The organism is Streptomyces sp. NPDC004629 (genome assembly GCF_042873595.1).
Taxonomy (GTDB): domain Bacteria; phylum Actinomycetota; class Actinomycetes; order Streptomycetales; family Streptomycetaceae; genus Streptomyces.
In genome coordinates this window covers 362,348-380,749 of the sequence record NZ_JBIALO010000001.1, presented here as the reverse complement: position 1 = coordinate 380,749, position 18,402 = coordinate 362,348, and the positions used below count along the sequence as shown (strand labels likewise).

Here is an 18,402-nt window from a genome sequence, read left to right as displayed (position 1 = left end):
GGAGGGCGGGAGAAACCAGGCCGGTCGCCGGCCGCACCGCACACGCGCGGGCCGAGAACCGGCCCTCCGCGGCTGCTTCCGTGCAGTGACGGCACGGTCGGGCTGGTGCAAAGGGCCTCCCGGGCGGGCGGCCCCGTGCCGCCCGCTGAGATCCGACACCCGTGGTTCGGGTGTCGACCTGTTTGGCTTATGCCCTGGAAGATGCATTGCCATGCAAATGCATGGGACGGCGCACTGATGAACACCTCGTTGCCGCCGCCCCACCAGGGGCGTACGGGATGTCTGCCGTGCGGGGCGTCCGAGGGCCCCGTACCGCGCTCGTTCAGCCGCCGTAGCGCGCTCGTTCAGCCGCCGTAGCGCCGGTGCCGCGCCGCGTAGTCACGCAGCGCACGCAGGAAGTCGACCTTGCGGAAGGCCGGCCAGAAGACCTCACAGAAGTAGTACTCGGAGTGGGCCGTCTGCCACAGCATGAAACCGGACAGCCGCTGCTCGCCGCTGGTCCTGATCACCAGATCCGGGTCGGGCTGGGCGCTCGTGTAGAGGTGACGCCCGATCATGTCGACGTCGACGGACTCGGCCAGGTCCTCCATGGTGACACCCTTGTCGTGGGCGTCCAGGAGCATGGAGCGCACGGCGTCGGCGATCTCCTGCCGGCCGCCGTAGCCGATGGCGACGTTGACCAGTATCCCCTCGACGTGGGCCGTGGCCTCCTCGGCCTCCTTCAGCGCCAGCTGCATCGGGGAGGGCAGCAGATCCGGGGTGCCGACGTGGTGCACGCGCCAGCGGCCGTCCGCGGCGAGCGTGCGTACGACGTCCTCGATGATGCCGAGGAGCGGGACCAGCTCTTCCTGCGCGCGGTCGAAGTTGTCCGTGGACAGCAGCCACAGGGTGACGACCTCGACGTCCGTCTCGGAGCACCAGCCGAGGAATTCGCCGATCTTGTCCGCACCGGCCCGGTGGCCGTGGACGGTGCTGGATCCCGCGGCCTTCGCCCAGCGCCGGTTGCCGTCCATGATGACGCCGATGTGCTTGGGCACCTGAGCGTGGTCCAGGTGGCCTTCCACCCGGCGCGCGTACAGCCTGACCAGGAGGCCGCGCAGCTTGTCGCGCAGGTTCACGTGATGTCAGCCCCTCCGTACGGTGCGGGTGCGTCCCCGCGGGCCCGAAGCCTACTCCTGCGGGGCTTCGGCACGGTTTCCGGGTGCGCGCCGCGGTGGGTCGTACGCACCCCTGGTGAGGGGACGGCGAACGACGGCCGAACGGTTCCGTTCCCTGAAGCGTGGGAAGCCTCGGGGGCGGGGCGCGGGCCGGGGAGCACGGCGGGCGCACAAAGAAACGGGCCGGTCCGTGGGGGGGAGACGGACCGGCCCGAGGGGGGGTTTCCACCATAACCCTTCGTAAGGGATCCCGCGTGCATCGGCTTGCCACAATTACTCTCCGAAGTCGCCCGACGACGCCCTGAGGGTGGTGGAACCCCTTGTTCAGGGCCGTTCCATGGCCGATTCACGGCGGATTCCCAGGCGGCCGGGCCGCGCACGGGATGATCGGCAGGCGCGGCGCGTCCCGGCGCCGCTGCGGACAGTCGCCACGCCGTCCCTCCGTTGGGCTAACCGGGCAGCGAACGGTGGCTTGACGGGCGCACGGGCGCATACCGGCACCGCGCAGCCCCCTCCGCCACGCGGTGCCGACCGCGCGGCTTTGCTCACGCGAATTGCCTTGGTCTGAACTTACGTGAGGGCACACCGCAGATGCGAGCCGCTGGCGATAACGATGTGGAAACCCCGCCGACACACGCGCCCCCACACCGGTCCACGGGCGCGTACGATGCCCCGGCCCCGCGACCGCCGCCGGAGCGCGCCCGAGCGGCGATTCCCGGCCAATCTGCCGCCCAGGCCCGCAGGCGCGTGGCCCGGGCCGGTCAGCGCGGTCAGCGGTCCGGTCCACGGACGTCGAAGAGGTGCCGGGTGCTGTGCGCGACGAAGGGCCCCTCGGCCTCGATCCGCTCGTGCAGGGCCCGGAGCCGGGGCTCGTACGCCTCGACGGTGAAGCCCGGGACCATCCAGACGACCTTGCGCAGGAAGTGCACGACGGCGGCGATGTCGTGGAACTCCATGCGCAGCCGCTCGGCCCGCAGGTCGACGACCTGGAGCCCGGCCCGCTCGGCGTCGGCGCGCTCACGGTCGGGGTGGCGGGCGTGACGGCTTCGCTCCGGTTGCGGCCCGAGGAAGAACTCGACCAGTTCGAAGACGCTGGCCGGCCCCACGTGCTGCGCGAAGTAGGTTCCCCCCGGGCGCAGCACGCGGGCGATCTCCTCCCAGTGCGGGCGCACGGGGTGCCGGCTGAGCACCAGGTCGAAGGCCCCGTCGGCGAAGGGCAGCGGCGCGTCCTCCGCCGCCGAGACGACCACGGCGCCGCGCGGGTGCAGCAGCGCGGTGGCCTGGGCGACGTTCGGCGGCCAGCCCTCGGTGGCCGCGACCAGTACCGGCCGGGCCGGGGCCGCCGTGGCCAGCGCGAAGTCAAGGACCTCGCCGCCCCCGGTCTGGATGTCCAGCGCGGCCGTGGCACGGGCCAGCCGGTCGGCCGCCGAGCGTGCGTACCCCCAGGACGGCCGCTCCTCGCTGGCGCGCCCCTCGAACCAGGAGAAGTCCCAGCCCTCGGTGGGCACGGCGGCGCCTTCCGCGACGAGGTCTTCGAAAGAACGGGGATCTCTCGGGTGTGTCCGGTCCATGAACGGATCCTTGCAGGGCGCCGCCGGTGGGCGCCGCCGGTTTTTCTCAGGGCGCGGCCTTCCGCACCTCCTCCGCCGCGTCCGGGGTCCCAGGGGCGGCCGGGGTCCGCAGGACGAGAAGGATGTGTGCGTCGTCGCCGTGGACTACGGTGCCGGCGTCCTCGAAGCCGTGCCGCCTGAGGAGGCGGACGGATGCCGTGTTGCCGGAGAACGGATCGGCGTACAGGGGCCGGGTGCGCTCCTGGCCGAGGAAGAGACCGAGGGCACGGGACCCCACGCCGCGCCCCCAGTACGCCCGCCCCAGCCAGTAGCCGATGAACCGCCGGTCGTCCTGCGACCAGGAGACGATGTTGCCGGCCACCTCGCCGCCCACGGTGACGGTCCGCACCAGGTTGTCGGGGTCCGCCAGCACCCTCGTCCTCCAGTGCGTCAGGAAGGCGTCCCGCTCCCGGGGCGGGAACCTCGACCGGCGAACGGCCTCCGGATCGTGCTCGTAGGCGAGGAAGGTCTCCAGGTCGGCGTCGGCCACCTCGCGCAGCCCCACGGCACGGGGCTCGGCGCCCCGCGCGGACCCTTCACTCATCTCCGCCCCCTCCGCCCTGGAGTCCGTCATGGACTCCGCCTGGGACTTCGCCTTGGACTTCGCCTTGAACTCCGTCATGGGAAGGGAGTGTGGCAGGACCCACTGACAATCCCGGGCGGCCGGCGTCTACGGCACAAGCGGCCGGACCTCCTCGGCGGCGAACCGTACGAAGCCCTCGGGGTCCGGCTCGTCCCCCGTCGGCTGCAGCACCACGGTGTCGGCCCCGGCCTCGGCGAGCCGCCGCACGGCCTCGGCCACCGCTCCCGCGTCCCCGGCGACACCGAGACCCGGTACGGCGTCCAGTCCCTCGGCGACCAGGTCGGCACGCAGCCGGGCGGCGGCATCCGCCCCGGTGGCGGTGAGGAGGTAGACGACGACCCGGTGCGGCCCGCCGCGCCCGGCCGCGGCCCGTCCCTCGTCGATGAGCCGGCGGGCCCGGCGGACGCCGTCGGGCGGCGTGGCCGACGTGAGGATCGTGCCGTCGGCCGCCTCACCGGACAGCCGCAGCGTGCGGGGGCCGGTGGCGCCGGCCAGCACCTCCACGGCCCTCTCCGGGGGCCAGTCGAGCGCGACGCCGTCCAGCTCGACGTACCGTCCCTGGACGCTCAGCCGCTCTCCGCGCAGCAGGGCGCGCAGCGCCTCCAGGTGTTCCCGCAGCAGCGTCAGCGGGGACTCGGCGCGGGCGCCCACCTGCCCCATCCAGTCCTGCACCCCGTGCCCGACGCCGACGACGGCCCGCCCCGGGAACATGCGGTGCAGCGCGGCGGCCTCCATCGCGGTGATCGCGACGTTCCGCAGCGGCACGGGCAACAGCCCGACACCGACCCGCGTCCGCTCGGTCCAGGCGAGCGCGGCGGCGGCCGTCGAGATCCCGCCCTCCCGAAAGCAGTCCTCCCACAGCCACAGCTCCTCCAGCCCCGCGTCATCCGCCGCCCGAGCCACACCCCGAAGCCGCTCGGGAGCCAACTGAGGCCGAAACACCGCACCAAGTCGAGTCATCCCCCCTTCCTAACGATCCCCACCCCCCACGACAACCCCGCCCGTACCGGTACCCGACCGCTGTGTCGCACGGAGGGGCCCTGGTGGGGGGCGGAGGGTACGGTTTTCGGGGAGGTGGGGTGGGGATGCGGCGTTGGCGGGACGGGCGTGCGGAGTTGACGGTGTACGGGCTGCGCGGGGGGCGGGTGTCGGTACCGCTGGAGATCGCGGTCTCCTATCGCGCCCGTACCAAAGGGTTGTTGGGGCGCGATGCGGTGGACGGGGCGATGCTGCTCTCCCCCGCCGGCAGTGTGCACACCTTTCGCATGCGGATGCCCATCGACGTCGCCTACCTCGACCGCGCTCTCACCGTGATCGCCGTACGCACCATGCGGCCGGGGCGGCTCGGCCTGCCCCGGCTGCGGTCACGGCATGTGCTGGAGGCCGCGGCCGGAGCCATGGCCGGGTGGGGGGTCGAGGTGGGGGCGCGGGTGAGTGTGGAGGTGGCGGGGGACGGCCGGTGAGGGCGGGGCGGTCGGAGCAGTCGGGGTGGGGTCAGTTCGCCGAGCGGGGGAAGGAGACCTCGACCCTTCTGTTCTTCTTCCGGCCCGCCTCGGTGGAGTTGTCCGCGATCGGGTATTGCTCGCCGTAGCCCCGTACCTCGAAGGTGACGTTCGCGTCGTTCAGGTCCTGGTCCAGAACCGCCTGTACGGCGTTGGCCCGCTGCTTGGACAGGACGTCGCCGTGGGCCGAGGAGCCCAGGTTGTCCGTGAAGCCGAACACCCGTACCTGTGTCGCCCTCTGGTTCTTGATCTCCTCCGCGATCGAGGCGATACGGGCCCTCGCCTCCGCGCTCAGCTTGGCGCTGTCCTTGCCGAACAGCACCTCGGCCTGGAGGGCGAACTTCACGTCCGCGTTGGTGTCCTCGCGGCGTTCGTCGCCGCTCTGGTCCTCCACCACGGACTTGATGTCGAGCACCTTGGCGGAGGCGAGCGTCGCGCCCTCGGGCAGCTTCAGATCCGGGTCGTTGGGGTCGACCTCGACCGGCGCGGAGGCAGTTGCCTCGGTACCCGGCGGGACACTGGGGTCGGACTCGTCGGCGCGGGCGGCGGTGGCGCCGTGGAGGGAGCCGGCAAGAAGCACGGTGACCGTGCACACGGCCAGCGAAAGCCGGGATGCGGTGATCACTTTGCCTCACCCGGAGATCTGAACGGTGCCGCTGGAGAACGTCGGCAGTTGGAAGGTCACCTCGGTCGTGCTCGCCGGCGGCGCCGGGAACTGCAGGAAGACGGGGACGATGTCCCCCGCCTTGACCGTCTGGACCCCGGTGGTCGTGAGGGGGCGGCCGTCCGTGTCACGCAGGACGTAGTAGCGCTTCCTGCTCTTGGAGTCCACCAGGGTGGCTCCGCCGAACGACTGGCCGTTCTTCATGATTTCGGTCTCGTTGCCCGTGAGCTGTGACGAGAGCACGGCGTCCTTGCTGCCGTCGTTCTTCAGCTCCGCGTTCACAGTGACGAATCCGCCGGAATCCCTCTCGGCCGACGTGATCTTCAGGTTCAAACCGTCCGGGCCCCTGAGTTCGGCCAACGGCTCCTCCGACCGGCCTTCTTGAGCACTCGGCTCGGATCCGCCGTCCTGCGAAGCGGACGCCGACTTCTCCGGCTTCTTGTCGTCACCACCACCCCCGCCGCAGCCACCCGAGCAGACGGCCAACCCCACCGCAACGGCCAAGGCGGCCATCCCTCTGCGAGCCCTCGCAGTGAACCGAATGCTCATCGCTCCGCTTCCTTTGACTCGTCGTTCCCTTGTCAGTCGGCCAAGTGCACGTCGAAGAGGTCCTCGGGCCCCGGGAGATCGGCCGGATCGTCCGGATTCAGGTCCCAGTTCTGATCTTTGCAGGCGAGCTGCGGCAGTGCGCTGTCCTCGGCGCCTTCAACAGGCGGCTCGCAGAGCGGCTCTATCACGGCCGTGGCGGACGCCGCCGACTTCATGTCCTCCGTACCGGGGACCACGGAGTGCCCGACGGGCTTGTTGGTCTCGACGTCGACCCGATAGGTGAGCGGATCGGGGGCGTGGCAGTGCAGCACCCTCGCGTCGTTCTGCGCGGCAAGCCGGCCGGCCCGCCAGCACGAGCGATTCAACGGCACGTTGCCGTCGAAGATGTCCTGCCACACGGCGGGATCGAGCACGTTCTCCAGCCATGCACCGGCGAGTTGATCACGGGCGTTCTGCGCCGCGGCGAGCGCCGCCGCGTCCGCCGCCGTCTGAGCGCCGTTCCGGTTGGCCGCGGCCTGGCCCATCGCGAGATAGGCCAACGCCAGAAAGAGCAGACCCGCCACCACCGTGATGTAGATGGGGAAGGCCTGCCCTGCGTCCCTGGACCCGCGCCGCCGCGTCAGGTGATCTCGGTGATCTTGGCCTTGATCTTGTCGAGGATCGTCTTGCCGATGTCCGTGCCGGTGATCGCCAGGACGATGGCCACCACGACCGCGATGATGCCCAGATACTCGACCGCGGTCTGCCCGCTGTCGCCGGCGCGGCGCCGAACGGCTTCGACCGTCGTGTTCTTCCAACCGTTCAAGCGAACCTTCGCCGCCACGGCCGTCCTCAGCATCAGGTCGCTCATCGTGCTCCCCTCCGGGTTCGCCTTCGATCCGGTGAACGTACGATGCCGTGCCGCGCCCGGCACAGGGTCCCAGGGCCCATTGCCGGGCCCAACGTCCGTAGCGGTAAGTCATGTCAGGCCACCCCCAGCCATTTGGCGGCAGCCTGGGCGCGGCTGGTGCTGTGGAGTTTGGCGAAGATGCGGTTGATGTGGTTCTTGACCGTCTTCTCGCTGATGAAGCACACGGCGGCGATCTGCCGGTTGTTCAGTCCGGACGCGACGAGGTCCATGATCTCCGCCTCCCTCGTGCTGAGTTGGTACCGCGACCGCACCGAGGATCCCACAGCAGGTTGCAGTTGCGAAAGGTTTTGTGGAGAAGTACGTCGAGAACTGTGGGCGAGTTCAGGTTCGGTGTGTGCAGTTGCATGCGCTCGATGACGTAGGGGCGCCATCAACGCGCCGGCCGCCGCGGGCGTGAAGTGCGGACGTCCCCGGGTGATGTCCCGTACCGCGGCGACCAGTTGGTCCACGGTGAACTCGCCGTGCACCAGATAGCCGCCCGCGCCCAGCCGCACCGCCTCCTGGACGATCTCCGCCTCATGGCTGTAGGTGAGCATCATGACCGGGGCCAGCCGTGCCAGGTGCGGCAGCGCCGAAAGGCCGTCGACGCCGGGCATGCGGACGTCCAGCAGGACGACGTCCGGGCGGTGTTCCAGGACCGCTTCGTACGCCGCGCGGCCGTCCGCGGCCTCCGCCACGACCGTGGTGTCGTCCCGGCCGCCGAGGAGGGCGGTCAGGCCCGCTCGGACCACCGGGTTGTCGTCGGCGACCACGATCCGGAGCGGTGCGGCGGGTGCGGTCGGGGGAAGGTTCTCGAAGGGGTTCACCGGCATCGGGCTGCCTCCTCTCATGCGTCTCGGGCCTCGTGGGCCGGTGCGGGGGCGGGGGGTGTCAGCGCGGCCAGCGGCAGTTCCAGCAGGACCTCGGTGCCCCGGGGGTGGTCGCCCCGTCCGATGCGCAGGCGGGCACCGACCGTCGCGGCGCGTTCGGCCATGCCGACCAGGCCGAAGTGGCCGGTGCGGCGCAGTTGTTCGAGGGTGCTGCCGGGGGGCAGGCCCCGGCCGTCGTCGTGCACGCTCAGCCGCAGCAGCCCGCCCTGCACGTCCGCCCGTACGTCCACCCGGCCCGGCGCCCCGTGGCGGTGGGCGTTCTCCAGGGCCTCCGAGACGATGGCGAGGAGGTGCCGGGCGACCGCCGGCGGTACGGCGGGCAGGGGCCGCTCACCCGTTCGGCGGCACTCGGTGAGCAGTCCCGTGCGGGTGCGGAACTCGGCGGTGAGCGCGGCCAGTTGAGGCAGCAGTTCGGTGCGGAGCCCGGGGTCGTTCTGGCGGCGCAGGTCGGTGAGCAGTTCCCGGGCCTCCGCCGCCGCCCGGCGGGCCGAACGGGACACCAGTTGCGCCTGCTGTTCGATCAGGGCGGGGTCCGTGCGGGCGCCCGCGGCGGCCGAGGCGGCGAGACCGTCGGCCGCGAGGGCGACGCCGTGCAGGGTCTTGGCCACCGAGTCGTGCATCTCCCGGGCCAGCCGGGCGCGTTCGGCGCTCACCGCCTCCGTGACGGCGAGCCGGGCCTGCACTGCCGTCAGGGCCTGGGTGGCGGCGCCGAAGCGGAGCATCAGGTTGCGCAGGGTCGAGCCCATGGCCCCGGCGATGACGCACAGGCCGGGCAGCAGCAGTGACTCGGCGACATCGGCCCCGCGGCCCTGCTCCAGGGTCGCGTGGACCAGGAGCAGGATCAGCGACTGGAGCGAGGCGAAGCAGGCCGCGCCGCGCCAGCTGTAGAGGAGGCCGGCGAGGAGGGGGGTGCAGACGCTGACGTAGGCGAGGGTGGTGTCCGGGCCCGCCGAGACGAGGAGGAGGGAGCCGATGAGGGTGTCCGCCGCCAGCAGGGTGGGGTGGCGCAGGAGGAGCGGCCCGAAGCGTGCCCAGTCGCGGAACAGGACGTACGACACCATGAACGTGATGACGACGGCGCCGCCCACCAGGCGGACGCCGAGGCCGGGGGACGCGTTGACCAGGGCGGCGGGGGCGGCCAGCGCGATCATCGCGAGGCGGAAGCCGAAGACCTGCCGGCACATCGCCTGCAGGGCGCGCAGTTGCAGTTTCTCGGGGGCGGTGTCCGGCCGGGTCACGTCGCCCAGCCGTTCCTGGCCGGGTGCCCGGCCGAACTGCCGGCCTGGTGGCTGCGGGCAGGTCTGTCCGGTCCCGGTCGGGTCCGTCGTCCCGCGGGCCGGCGTCCGTCTCATCCACCCGGGCAGGCGTGCGCGGCGGCGGCCGGCCGCACCGTCTCTCGTCACCGTCACCGCGCTCACCCCCCGCCCCGCCCGCTTCCCCGTCTACTTGCCCGTGATGGAGCCGAAGTCCACCCCGGAGCCCAGCAGGAGTCCGGCGCCCAGCAGAAGCATCGTGGCCGGGACCATGAACGTGGTGATCATCAGCGTGGCCTTGGGCACCGCCCGGGCGGCCTTGCGGCGGGCGTTCTGCGCGTCGGTGCGGCGCATGTCCTTGGCGAGGGCCACGAGGGTGTCGACGATCGGCGCGCCCAGTTCCTCGCCCTGCTGCAACGCGGTGACGAACATGGCGACCTGCTCGGAGTCGTTGCGGCGGCGCAGTTCCGCGAAGGCCTGGCGGCGGCTCATGCCGAGGTCCATCTGGCGCAGGGTGATGCGCAGTTCGTCGGCCCAGGGTCCCTCGTACTTGGCGGCGACCCGGTCCAGGGCCTGCCGGAAGCCCAGCCCCGCGCTCACCACCACCGCGAGGACGTCCAGGAAGTCCGGGAGCGTGCGCTCGATGACGTCCTTGCGGATGCGGATCGCCGACCAGATGCCGACCTCGGTCCAGAACGCGCCGAAGGCGAGCAGGAGCAGCGCGAGGAAGTACTGGCCGCGCATCACCATCACCAGGAAGCCGACGCCACCGAGCGCGCCGTAGACGGCGCGTCGCGCCGCGTAGCGGTCGATGGTCAGGCCGCCCGGGTTGCCCGCGAGGTCGATCCTGCGGCGGTATCTGGCGACCCGTCTGGGTCCCATCAGGCGCAGCACCGCGGGGGCGTAGCGCATGCCCATGCGGTCGACCAGCGAGCCGACGGCGCCGGTGCGGGTGGCGCCCACCTCCAGGGCCACGGCCAGGTCGCGCGGCAGCTTGGCCTCCGCCCGGTACATGCGGATCCCAGCGAACACGCCCCAGACGCTGAGGCCCGTCACCGCCGCCAGCAGAAGTCCCATGGCGGATCCCCTCCTTCCGTTCCTTCTCCTTGCTTCTCCATGCGGCCCGGCGCTCAGACGTCGATACGGCTCATACGGCGGATGAGTACAAATCCGACCGCGTACATCGCGAACGCGATGACCACGCAGGCCTGGCCGATCGGCGAGCCGGTCATCCGGTCCAGGGCGCCGTCCTTGACGCCGTTCATGAGGAACAGCGCGCCCACGCCGAGCGCGGGGACGGCGTACGACGTCATGGTCACCTGGGAGAGCTGGGTGCGGATCTCGCGCCGGGTCTCCTTGCGTTCCTCCAGTGTGTCGGTGAGGTTGCGCAGCGCGCTGACCACCTGGCCGCCCGCGCGGTTCGACAGCACGAGGGTGGTGACCAGGACGACCAGTTCGCGCGAGGGCAGCCGGTCGGCGAGTTCGCCCAGGGCGTCGTCCATCGAGTGACCGATCGCCAACTGGTCGGACACCTTGGCCAGTTCCTCGCCCGCGGGGGCCTCAAGCTCCTCCGCGGCCAGGCCGATCGCGGTGCGCAGGGCGAGGCCGGCCTGGGTGGCGTTGGCCAGGATGCGGGCGAGTTCCGGGAGTTGGTTGATGAAGCGTTCGATCCGCTTCTGCCGCTGCCAGTTGAGGAACAGCAGCGCCGCCCACACCCCGGCCAGCCCGGCGAGCGGGCCGAAGAAGGGGGCGAGCACGGCCTGGCCGATCAGCCACAGGGCGGCGACCACGGCGAGCATGGTCGCGAAGAACTCGCCCGGTGTGACGTCCAGGCCGGTCGCCAGGAGACGCAGTTCCAGCTTCCGGCCGAGCCGGGTGCGGCGCAGCCGGCGGTCGAGGGTGCGGAAGCGGCGCCGGCGGCCGGTGGCCGGGACCTGGCCGGTGTGACTGAGGCGTTCGACGAGGGCGGCGCGCTGGGCCCGGCCCGAGGCGTAGGTGTGCCCGCCGACGACGGCCAGGACGCAGGTCAGCAGGGTGACGCCGGTGGTGAGCGTGACGAGCGTGTGCAGTTCCATGGGTGCCTACCTACCTGGCCTCTCGGGTGGCGAGCTGGTCCGCGCTCTGGGCGACGCCGAAGGCCTGCGGCAGGGGTTGGCTCGCCATGTAGAGGCGGTCGGCGGTGCGGCGCGGGAGGGGGAAGTACCGGAAGGCGCCGTGGACGCGGCCGTCGGGGGTCATGGGCCGGGCGTCGAAGCGGGCCACGGTGGCCAGCCGGTACGGCTCGCTGCCGTGGCTGTCGAGCAGGGCGATCTCGGTGATGCGGCGGGCGCCGTCGGCGAACCGGGTGAGCTGGACGAGGACATCGACGGCGCTGTTGATCTGGTCGTGCAGGGCCACGAAGGGGACCTCGACGTCGGACATGGAGGCGAGGGTCTGCAACCGGGTGAGGGCGTCCTCGGCGCTGTTCGCGTGCACGGTCGCCAGGGAGCCGTCGTGGCCCGTGGACATCGCCTGGAGCATGTCCAGGGACTCGCCGCCGCGGACCTCGCCGACCACGATGCGGTCGGGACGCATGCGGAGCGAGTTGCGTACCAGGTCGCGGATGCTGACCTGGCCCTTGCCTTCGACGTTCGGCGGGCGGGACTCCAGGCGGACGACATGGGTCTGCTGGAGCTGGAGTTCGGCCGAGTCCTCGATGGTGATGATCCGCTCGTGCGCCGGGATGAGTCCGGACAGGGCGTTGAGCAGGGTCGTCTTGCCGGTGCCGGTGGCCCCGGAGACGATGATGTTGAACTTCGCCTGCACCAGGCCGGAGAGCAGGAACACCATGTGCTCGTCCAGGGAGCCGAAGCCGATCAGCTCCTGAAGGGTGAAGGAACGCGGGAAACGGCGGATGGTGAGGATGGGGCCGGTGAGGGACAGCGGCGGGATGATGACGTTGACCCGCTCGCCGGACGGGAGCCGGGCGTCGACCATCGGATTGGACTCGTCCACACGGCGGTTGACCGTCGAGACGATCCGCTCGATCGTCTGCATCAGCTGGTCCGCGGAGACGAACCGCAGCGGCAACTGCTCGACCCGGCCGCCGCGTTCCACGAAGATCGCGTCGGGGCCGTTCACCATGATCTCGGTGATGGACGGGTCCTCCAGCAGGGGTTCCAGGATGCCGAGGCCGAGCGCCTCGTCCACGACGCGCCGGATCAGCTGGGAGCGTTCGGCCGTCGACAGGACCGGGCCCTCGCGGCTGATGATGTGACCGAGCACCCGCTCAAGGCGGGCCCGCCGCTCGGCCGCCGCGAGGGAACTCATCTCCGCGAGGTCGATCTCCTCCAGGAGCTTGGCGCGGTAGGTGGCGACCAGGTGGCCGTCCTCGCCCCGGCTGCCCTGCTCCTCGGGGGAGTTGATGCGTGCCCGCAGGCTCATGGCTGGGCTGCTCCTCGTTCAGTGGTCGAGCGGCATGGTGGCGGACTTGCGGGCTTCCCCGAAGTTCCAGCCGAGGACGACCGAGGGGATGTGGACGGTGGCGGTGACCTCGACCGAGTCGCCCAGCTCCGCGGTCGCGCACTGTGTGTCGTCGGCGAGCCAGTCGCTGACCGCGCCCGCGCAGGCCTGGCCGACGTCCTGCCGCAACGAGGCGGCTCGCGCCCCCGCGCGCGCCGCCGTCCCCGCCTGCTGCGCGGTGTACGCGACGAGCCCGAGCTGAATGCCCGCGAGGGCGACGAGCAGCAGGACCGGGATGAACCCCAGATACTCGATGGCCACTTGCCCCCGATCCCGCCGCGGGACGCGCCCTGCTTCTTCGTCTGGGCGGGTGCCCGGAGGGGGTGGCTCGGGGTGGGGACGGGTGTCGCCGTTCCGGTCGCGGCTAGCGAAGTCGTGCATGTCAGTGTTTCGCCTCCTCCACCGCGCCCGCGTGGCCGTGGACGGTGACCGGGAAGGCGACGGTCCCGGGGAAGAGGACGGGCACCTTGAGGGACACGTCGGCGGTCACATAGCCGCTCCCCCCGCACGTCACCGTGGCATCCCCCTTCCACGCCTCCGACAGGTGCCCGAGTCCCGCCTGCTCGCAGGCGGCCTGCCGCTCGCCCGGCGCCGCGGCCGTCCCGGCCCGTACCGCCTCGTCGGCAGCGTTCCCCGCGAGCGTGTAGGTGTACCCCACGAGGACGCACTGCCACATCAGCACCAGGGTCAGCAGGATCAGCGGGGTCATGCCGAGGAGTTCGATGCTGACCTGTCCCCGGTCGCGTGCCGGCCGGTCCATGGCGTTCACTCCTTCCGGCGCCGGAAGCTCACCGCGCCCCGGTCGCCGCGCGGCCGGCCGCCGCGGTGCGGCGGCGCGTCGGGCGCGCCGGCCAGGCCGAGTTCGCCGGCGAGCGCCCACAGGGCCTGTTTCACCGCGCTGCGGCTGTCGAGTTCGTGGACGCGTCCGGCGTCCACGACGCCCTGGAGTTCCTTGAAGCCCGCGGGCACCGTCGTACGGGCCAGCGCGGTGCCGGTGATGCGCTGGATCAGCTGCGGCTGGATCTCCGTGCTCCTGGTGTGCCGGTTGACGACGACGGTGGTCTCCTCCGCCTTGCGGATCTGCAGCCGGTCCCACATGCGCACGGTGCGCTTGGCGGCCCGTACGGCGACGACGTCGGGGGTGGTCAGCAGCAGCGCCGTCCCCGCCATCTCCACGGCGGTCGCGCCGGCGCCGCTGAGCTGGGCGCCGCAGTCCACCACGACCACCTCGTAGCGGGAGCGCAGGGCGCCGATGATCTGCCGGGCGGCCCGGTCGGTGACCTCCTCGCCGCGTTCGCCCTCGCCGGGGGCGAGCAGCAGGGCGAGGCCGGTGTCGTGGCGGAAGACGGCGTCGGCGAGGACGCGCGGGGAGATGTCGGTGATGGCGGCGAGGTCGACGACGGAGCGGCGGAACTGGATGTCCAGGTAGGAGGCGATGTCACCGGTCTGCAGATCGAGGTCGACCAGGGCGGTGGACCGGCCGGACGCCTGGGCGGCGAGGGCGAGTTGGACGGCGGCGAAGGTGGCGCCGACGCCGCCCTTGGCGCCGCTGACGGTGACGACGGTGCCGCCGACGCCGCCGAACACGTCGGCGCCGTGGCCGAGATGGCGGCGTACGCCCTGCGACCACTGGGCCACCGCGTGCACCCGGCTGGCCAGTTCGTCGTAGCTCAGCGGGAGGGTGACCAGGCCGCGGGCGCCGGAGTCCATGGCGGCGGAGAACAGGCCGGGGCCGGCGTCGGTGGTGACGAGGATGACGCCGGCGGCGGGGAAGCGCAGCGCGATCTCGCGGACGAGTTCGAGGGCGGGTACGGGTCCGATGCGTTCGTGGACGACGACGACCTCGGGCAGTTCGTCGACGGACTCGGCGGCGAGCCGGGCGAGGGTGTCGACGAGCTGGGTGGAGTCGCCGACCGGGGGGAGCGGTTCGGCGTCCGGCAGTTGGCTGAGCAGGGTGATGAGGGAGCGTACGGCGTCCGGGTCACCGACGGCCGGGAGGATTCTGGTGGGCATGCGGGCCGCCTCTCACTTGTCCGTCGCGAGTTCGTACGTGCGGTCCTTGTCCGGCACGGTGGTCTCGCTGCCGGGTGCCACCAGGGCGAGCCGGACCCGCTGGGCGAACGACTCGGCGTAGGTGATGCGCTGTGCGTCGATGGTGGACAGCGCGAAGGTGATCGGGACGGCGTCGGTGGGCTGCTGGTTTTTGTTGTCCGGCTCCAGGGAGGTCAGCTTGCCGACGTCGAGGACCCGGGCGTTGGTCACAATGATCTTGGACTGGTCGGGGTCGCCCTGCTGCCTGCCCTCGAAGGTGGCGTAGACGTTGACCCGGGAGCCGGGGGTGATCTTGCCGGCCACACCGGTGGCCGCGTCGATCATGATGGCGACCTCCTGCTCCCCCGGCCGCAGGGCCGGCTGGTCGACGATCATGTCGGTCTGCAGCAGGGAGCCCTCGCGCAGGGTGGTCACGGCGATCTTGCCGCGGATCTGCCGCAGATCGGTGACGGCGTTGGCCGACAGCCAGCGCTCGGGCATCCGGATCTTCGCGAACTGGCCCGTGGTCAGCGGCGTGTACGGCGCCACGTTCGACCTGAGCCGGTACGCGGTGACCTCGGGGCCGACCTTGGACTTCACGTCGTCGATGACGGAGAGCACGCCGGCGAACGCGCCGAGGGCGCAGAGGACCGACAGGACCAGGAGTATCACGCCGCGGCGCTGACGGGAGTTCATGAACCGTGCAACCTCATTGGGGGAGTCGGTCGTGCGCAGTCGTATGGGTGAGCGGTGTCGCGGTGCCGGACGGTCAGGCGGGCGTCCGTTGTTCGAGGGCCCGTGGGGCGGGTGGCTCATGGCCGGGCGGGGTGGCGGAGCAGAAGACGCAGCGGTCGCCGATGACGTCGACGCCGCACCAGTGACAGGTGTTCTGCCGCACGGAGGTGACCAGTTGGTAGAGGACGGAGAGGTCGGCGAGATAGCCGCAGAACTCGATGATCCGGCCCGTCCCCCACCAGTTCGCGGACTCGGCCGGCAGCGGGGCCTCGCGCAGCCCGTGCGCGCCCCAGGACGTGGCGAGCGTGCCGATCCACTCGGACTGCAGCTGCCCCTTGGCGACCAGCATCCAGGTGCTGAACTCGGGTCCTGGCAGGGTCGCTTCGGGGCCGACGCGCACGAGCTGCGGTTGGGGGTGGGCGACCACCGCGAACTGGCTGCCCGGCACCCAGGACTTGGCGTGCGCCTTCAGTCCCACGGGTATCCGGTCCAGCTTGGCGACCGAGCCGAGGACCGCGCCGGCGTGGATGTAGTGGGTGAGCAGCCGGCCCGCGGAGGCGAGCACGCCCGGGCTGAGGTCGCAGGAGGCGAGCTGGCGCAACTGGCGGGCCAGGACGGCGATTCCGAGGGGCGGCAGAGCCGGCTGGAACAGGGCGATCCGGTCGCTCTCCAGGAGCGAGCGGAGGGTGTGCAGCCGCTGGGTCACCGCCGCGGGGGCGGCCTGTGAGCCCACGACGATGAGATGCCCGTGCTGCTCGACGAGCCCGTTCAGCTCGGCGAGGGCGTGGTCGAGCGGCCGTTTGTCGAGGTCCCGCAGCACGACGGCGGGCATGGTCCGTTCGTCCTGCGCGGACAGCGCCATGTCGGCACTGGTCACGGCGATGGCAGTTGGCACGCGCAGCTCCCCGCTCTTCACATCCGGGGGCCCACCGGGGTGACGCCGGTGCGCCGGGACGACTTCACTGCGTGACTACGTGAGCACTGTATCCACGGCTCTGTGACCGGAGAACACCGTTTGTGCGGCCGGGCGGGATCCGTCTTCTCACAACTCGCTTCAAATCGGGACAGGTTGAACGTCCCACCCCAGGCGATTTTGGTCTGGACCTCTTGACAGCGGGATTGGTCTGGACCAACTTGTAGGCCAGCGGTGGCCACCGTCCTCTCCCCTTCTCCCCGCCCACTCCCCCCCTCCGGAGGCCCCAGTGGACCGCGCACCAGGCATGCCCGGACGCAACAGACGACGGATACGGACCTGGTCCGTGACGGCCGCGCTCGCCCTGTCCGTGGCGGGACTCGCCGCCGCACCCGCGGCCGCGGCGGACGTCAACAACGCCAAGAACGCCGGTTTCGAATCCGGCCTGAGCAACTGGACCTGCTCCGCGGGCAGCGGTACGACCGTCTCGTCACCGGTGCACTCGGGCACCGCCGCGCTGAAGGCGACGCCGGCCGGGCAGGACAACGCGCGCTGCACCCAGACGGTGGCGGTGCGGCCGAACTCGACGTACACGCTGAGCGCGTGGGTGCAGGGCGGCTACGCCTACCTGGGCGTGACGGGCACCGGCACCACCGACGTGTCCACCTGGACGCCCGACTCGGCCTCCTGGAAGCAGCTGACGACGACGTTCACGACGGGCTCCGGCACCACGTCCGTCGCCGTCTACACGCACGGCTGGTACGGCCAGGCCGCGTACATCGCGGACGACCTGTCCGTCCACGGTCCGGACGGCGGGGGCGGCGGCGACCCGGCCCCGACCGTCCCGGGCGCCCCGAGCGGCCTCGCCGTCTCCGGGACGACGTCCTCCTCGGTCTCTCTGTCCTGGGGCACGGTGTCCGGCGCGACGGGCTACTCCGTCTACCGCAACGGCACGAAGGTCACGGCGGTGACCGGCACATCGGCGACGGTGACCGGCCTCGCCGCCGCCACCTCGTACTCCTTCCAGGTGACGGCGACGAACTCGGCGGGCGAGTCACCGAAGTCGGCCACGGTCACCGGCACCACCGCCACGAGCAACGGCGGAGGCAGCGGCACGGTGCCCCGGCACGCCGTCACCGGCTACTGGCAGAACTTCAACAACGGAGCGACGGTCCAGAAGGTCTCCGACGTGCCCTCGGCGTACGACATCATCGCGGTGGCCTTCGCGGACGCGACGTCCACGCCCGGCGCGGTCACCTTCAACCTGGACTCGGCCGGCCTCGGCGGCTACACCGTCGACCAGTTCAAGGCGGACATCAGGGCGAAGCAGGCCGCCGGGAAGAAGGTCATCGTCTCGGTCGGCGGCGAGCGGGGCACCGTGTCGGTGAACGACTCGGCGTCCGCGGCGAACTTCGCCGACTCGGTGTACTCGCTGATGCAGACGTACGGCTTCGACGGCGTCGACATCGACCTGGAGAACGGGCTGAACGCGACGTACATGACGCAGGCGCTGCGCTCGCTGTCGGCGAAGGCGGGCTCGTCGCTGGTGCTGACGATGGCCCCGCAGACCATCGACATGCAGTCCACGTCGAACGGCTACTTCCAGACGGCGCTGAACGTGAAGGACATCCTCACGGTCGTCAACATGCAGTACTACAACAGCGGTTCGATGCTCGGCTGTGACGGCAAGGTGTACAGCCAGGGCTCGGTTGACTTCCTCACCGCGCTGGCCTGCATCCAGCTCGAAGGCGGTCTCGCGCCGTCGCAGGTCGGCCTGGGCCTGCCGGCGTCGACACGTGCGGCGGGCGGCGGCTATGTCTCCCCGACGGTGGTCAACAACGCCCTGGACTGCCTGACGAAGGGCACGGGCTGCGGCTCGTTCAAGCCGTCGAAGACCTACCCCGACCTGCGGGGCGCGATGACCTGGTCGACCAACTGGGACGCGACCTCGGGCAACGCCTGGTCGAACACGGTGGGGCCCCACGTGCACGCACTGCCGTAACGCCACGCGGCATCCGGGGGCGGCGGCTTCGGCCAACGCCCCCCTTCCGCGTCGGCCCCCGGCGGCCGGACGGTTACCAGTACGGCTCCGGCGGGCGTCCGCTGTGCCAGTGGTGCAAGGCCC

General features: G+C 71.5%; 20 protein-coding genes. 2 read left to right on the top strand and 18 right to left on the bottom strand.

Annotated features, from left to right (window positions below; translation table 11 throughout):
* Positions 1-344 precede the first annotated feature (344 nt).
* From ACFYTE_RS01765 to ACFYTE_RS01750, 4 genes are all read right to left on the bottom strand, one after another.
* A complete protein-coding gene (locus tag ACFYTE_RS01765; RefSeq protein WP_388703427.1) occupies positions 345-1,118 on the bottom strand; it encodes an isoprenyl transferase in 774 nt (257 codons plus the stop codon).
* Between the two features lie 809 nt (positions 1,119-1,927).
* Positions 1,928-2,728 carry a class I SAM-dependent methyltransferase gene (locus tag ACFYTE_RS01760; protein ID WP_388703426.1) on the bottom strand — a complete coding sequence of 267 codons (801 nt, stop codon included), beginning with the start codon at positions 2,726-2,728 and terminating at the stop codon, positions 1,928-1,930.
* 46 nt (positions 2,729-2,774) lie between these two features.
* Entirely contained in the window at positions 2,775-3,311 is a 537-nt protein-coding gene (locus tag ACFYTE_RS01755; protein WP_388704029.1) for a GNAT family N-acetyltransferase, read from the bottom strand.
* A gap of 126 nt (positions 3,312-3,437) precedes the next feature.
* Positions 3,438-4,310: an LLM class flavin-dependent oxidoreductase gene (locus tag ACFYTE_RS01750; RefSeq protein ID WP_388703423.1), complete on the bottom strand. Its 873-nt coding sequence runs from the start codon at positions 4,308-4,310 to the stop codon at positions 3,438-3,440.
* 125 nt (positions 4,311-4,435) lie between these two features.
* On the opposite strand from ACFYTE_RS01750, the gene ACFYTE_RS01745 reads away from it, so the two are divergent.
* Entirely contained in the window at positions 4,436-4,813 is a 378-nt protein-coding gene (locus tag ACFYTE_RS01745; RefSeq protein ID WP_388703420.1) for a DUF192 domain-containing protein, read from the top strand.
* Positions 4,814-4,844: 31 nt separating this feature from the next.
* Here ACFYTE_RS01745 and ACFYTE_RS01740 read toward each other — a convergent pair whose 3' ends face one another.
* The 14 genes from ACFYTE_RS01740 to ACFYTE_RS01675 form a co-directional block, all read right to left on the bottom strand.
* A complete protein-coding gene (locus ACFYTE_RS01740) occupies positions 4,845-5,477 on the bottom strand; it encodes an OmpA family protein (protein WP_388703417.1) in 633 nt (210 codons plus the stop codon).
* Positions 5,478-5,483: 6 nt separating this feature from the next.
* Positions 5,484-6,065, bottom strand: coding sequence for a hypothetical protein (locus ACFYTE_RS01735; RefSeq protein WP_388703414.1), 582 nt, complete (start codon positions 6,063-6,065; stop codon positions 5,484-5,486).
* Between the two features lie 32 nt (positions 6,066-6,097).
* Positions 6,098-6,688 carry a pilus assembly protein TadG-related protein gene (locus ACFYTE_RS01730; protein ID WP_388704027.1) on the bottom strand — a complete coding sequence of 197 codons (591 nt, stop codon included), beginning with the start codon at positions 6,686-6,688 and terminating at the stop codon, positions 6,098-6,100.
* The gene (locus ACFYTE_RS01725; protein ID WP_351743967.1) at positions 6,685-6,915 is read right to left on the bottom strand and encodes a hypothetical protein; all 231 of its coding nucleotides are present in this window, start codon (positions 6,913-6,915) and stop codon (positions 6,685-6,687) included. Before ACFYTE_RS01725 ends, ACFYTE_RS01730 begins: the two co-directional genes overlap by 4 nt.
* Before the next feature lie 113 nt (positions 6,916-7,028).
* Positions 7,029-7,805: a response regulator gene (locus tag ACFYTE_RS01720; RefSeq protein ID WP_388703412.1), complete on the bottom strand. Its 777-nt coding sequence runs from the start codon at positions 7,803-7,805 to the stop codon at positions 7,029-7,031.
* Positions 7,802-9,028 (bottom strand): sensor histidine kinase, encoded by a 1,227-nt coding sequence (locus ACFYTE_RS01715; RefSeq protein WP_388704025.1) that lies wholly within the window; start codon positions 9,026-9,028, stop codon positions 7,802-7,804. The genes ACFYTE_RS01720 and ACFYTE_RS01715 overlap by 4 nt, the downstream gene beginning before the upstream one ends.
* 258 nt (positions 9,029-9,286) lie before the next feature.
* Positions 9,287-10,174: a DUF5936 domain-containing protein gene (locus ACFYTE_RS01710; RefSeq protein ID WP_388703409.1), complete on the bottom strand. Its 888-nt coding sequence runs from the start codon at positions 10,172-10,174 to the stop codon at positions 9,287-9,289.
* 53 nt (positions 10,175-10,227) lie between these two features.
* On the bottom strand, positions 10,228-11,172 hold the full coding sequence (locus ACFYTE_RS01705; protein WP_388703407.1) for a type II secretion system F family protein: 945 nt from the start codon (positions 11,170-11,172) through the stop codon (positions 10,228-10,230).
* Positions 11,173-11,182: 10 nt separating this feature from the next.
* Positions 11,183-12,520, bottom strand: a complete 1,338-nt coding sequence (locus ACFYTE_RS01700) for a CpaF family protein (RefSeq protein WP_388703404.1) — start codon at positions 12,518-12,520, stop codon at positions 11,183-11,185.
* 18 nt (positions 12,521-12,538) lie between these two features.
* Positions 12,539-12,859 (bottom strand): TadE/TadG family type IV pilus assembly protein, encoded by a 321-nt coding sequence (locus ACFYTE_RS01695; protein ID WP_388703402.1) that lies wholly within the window; start codon positions 12,857-12,859, stop codon positions 12,539-12,541.
* Positions 12,860-12,980: 121 nt separating this feature from the next.
* Complete coding sequence (locus tag ACFYTE_RS01690; protein WP_388703399.1) at positions 12,981-13,358, bottom strand: TadE/TadG family type IV pilus assembly protein; 378 nt, start codon at positions 13,356-13,358, stop codon at positions 12,981-12,983.
* Between the two features lie 5 nt (positions 13,359-13,363).
* Positions 13,364-14,611 (bottom strand): CpaE family protein, encoded by a 1,248-nt coding sequence (locus ACFYTE_RS01685; RefSeq protein ID WP_388703397.1) that lies wholly within the window; start codon positions 14,609-14,611, stop codon positions 13,364-13,366.
* A 12-nt stretch (positions 14,612-14,623) separates the two neighbouring features.
* Positions 14,624-15,325: a Flp pilus assembly protein CpaB gene (gene cpaB / locus ACFYTE_RS01680; protein ID WP_388703394.1), complete on the bottom strand. Its 702-nt coding sequence runs from the start codon at positions 15,323-15,325 to the stop codon at positions 14,624-14,626.
* A 73-nt stretch (positions 15,326-15,398) separates the two neighbouring features.
* Positions 15,399-16,241, bottom strand: a complete 843-nt coding sequence (locus tag ACFYTE_RS01675; RefSeq protein ID WP_388704022.1) for a hypothetical protein — start codon at positions 16,239-16,241, stop codon at positions 15,399-15,401.
* A gap of 343 nt (positions 16,242-16,584) precedes the next feature.
* Between ACFYTE_RS01675 and ACFYTE_RS01670 the strand changes: the two genes are divergently transcribed.
* Positions 16,585-18,279 carry a chitinase gene (locus tag ACFYTE_RS01670; protein ID WP_388703392.1) on the top strand — a complete coding sequence of 565 codons (1,695 nt, stop codon included), beginning with the start codon at positions 16,585-16,587 and terminating at the stop codon, positions 18,277-18,279.
* Positions 18,280-18,402: the final 123 nt, after the last annotated feature.

Bases quoted from the DNA above. Each gene is read 5' to 3' on its own strand.
- ACFYTE_RS01685 (WP_388703397.1), bottom strand. From the start codon at position 14,611: ATGCCCACCAGAATCCTCCCGGCCGTCGGTGACCCGGACGCCGTACGC.
- ACFYTE_RS01745 (WP_388703420.1), top strand. From the start codon at position 4,436: ATGCGGCGTTGGCGGGACGGGCGTGCGGAGTTGACGGTGTACGGGCTG.
- ACFYTE_RS01725 (WP_351743967.1), bottom strand. From the start codon at position 6,915: ATGAGCGACCTGATGCTGAGGACGGCCGTGGCGGCGAAGGTTCGCTTG.
- ACFYTE_RS01755 (WP_388704029.1), bottom strand. From the start codon at position 3,311: ATGAGTGAAGGGTCCGCGCGGGGCGCCGAGCCCCGTGCCGTGGGGCTG.
- ACFYTE_RS01750 (WP_388703423.1), bottom strand. From the start codon at position 4,310: ATGACTCGACTTGGTGCGGTGTTTCGGCCTCAGTTGGCTCCCGAGCGG.
- ACFYTE_RS01760 (WP_388703426.1), bottom strand. From the start codon at position 2,728: ATGGACCGGACACACCCGAGAGATCCCCGTTCTTTCGAAGACCTCGTC.
- ACFYTE_RS01720 (WP_388703412.1), bottom strand. From the start codon at position 7,805: ATGAGAGGAGGCAGCCCGATGCCGGTGAACCCCTTCGAGAACCTTCCC.
- ACFYTE_RS01735 (WP_388703414.1), bottom strand. From the start codon at position 6,065: ATGAGCATTCGGTTCACTGCGAGGGCTCGCAGAGGGATGGCCGCCTTG.
- ACFYTE_RS01670 (WP_388703392.1), top strand. From the start codon at position 16,585: ATGCCCGGACGCAACAGACGACGGATACGGACCTGGTCCGTGACGGCC.
- ACFYTE_RS01700 (WP_388703404.1), bottom strand. From the start codon at position 12,520: ATGAGCCTGCGGGCACGCATCAACTCCCCCGAGGAGCAGGGCAGCCGG.
- ACFYTE_RS01710 (WP_388703409.1), bottom strand. From the start codon at position 10,174: ATGGGACTTCTGCTGGCGGCGGTGACGGGCCTCAGCGTCTGGGGCGTG.
- ACFYTE_RS01690 (WP_388703399.1), bottom strand. From the start codon at position 13,358: ATGGACCGGCCGGCACGCGACCGGGGACAGGTCAGCATCGAACTCCTC.
- cpaB (WP_388703394.1), bottom strand. From the start codon at position 15,325: ATGAACTCCCGTCAGCGCCGCGGCGTGATACTCCTGGTCCTGTCGGTC.
- ACFYTE_RS01715 (WP_388704025.1), bottom strand. From the start codon at position 9,028: ATGTGCCGGCAGGTCTTCGGCTTCCGCCTCGCGATGATCGCGCTGGCC.
- ACFYTE_RS01705 (WP_388703407.1), bottom strand. From the start codon at position 11,172: ATGGAACTGCACACGCTCGTCACGCTCACCACCGGCGTCACCCTGCTG.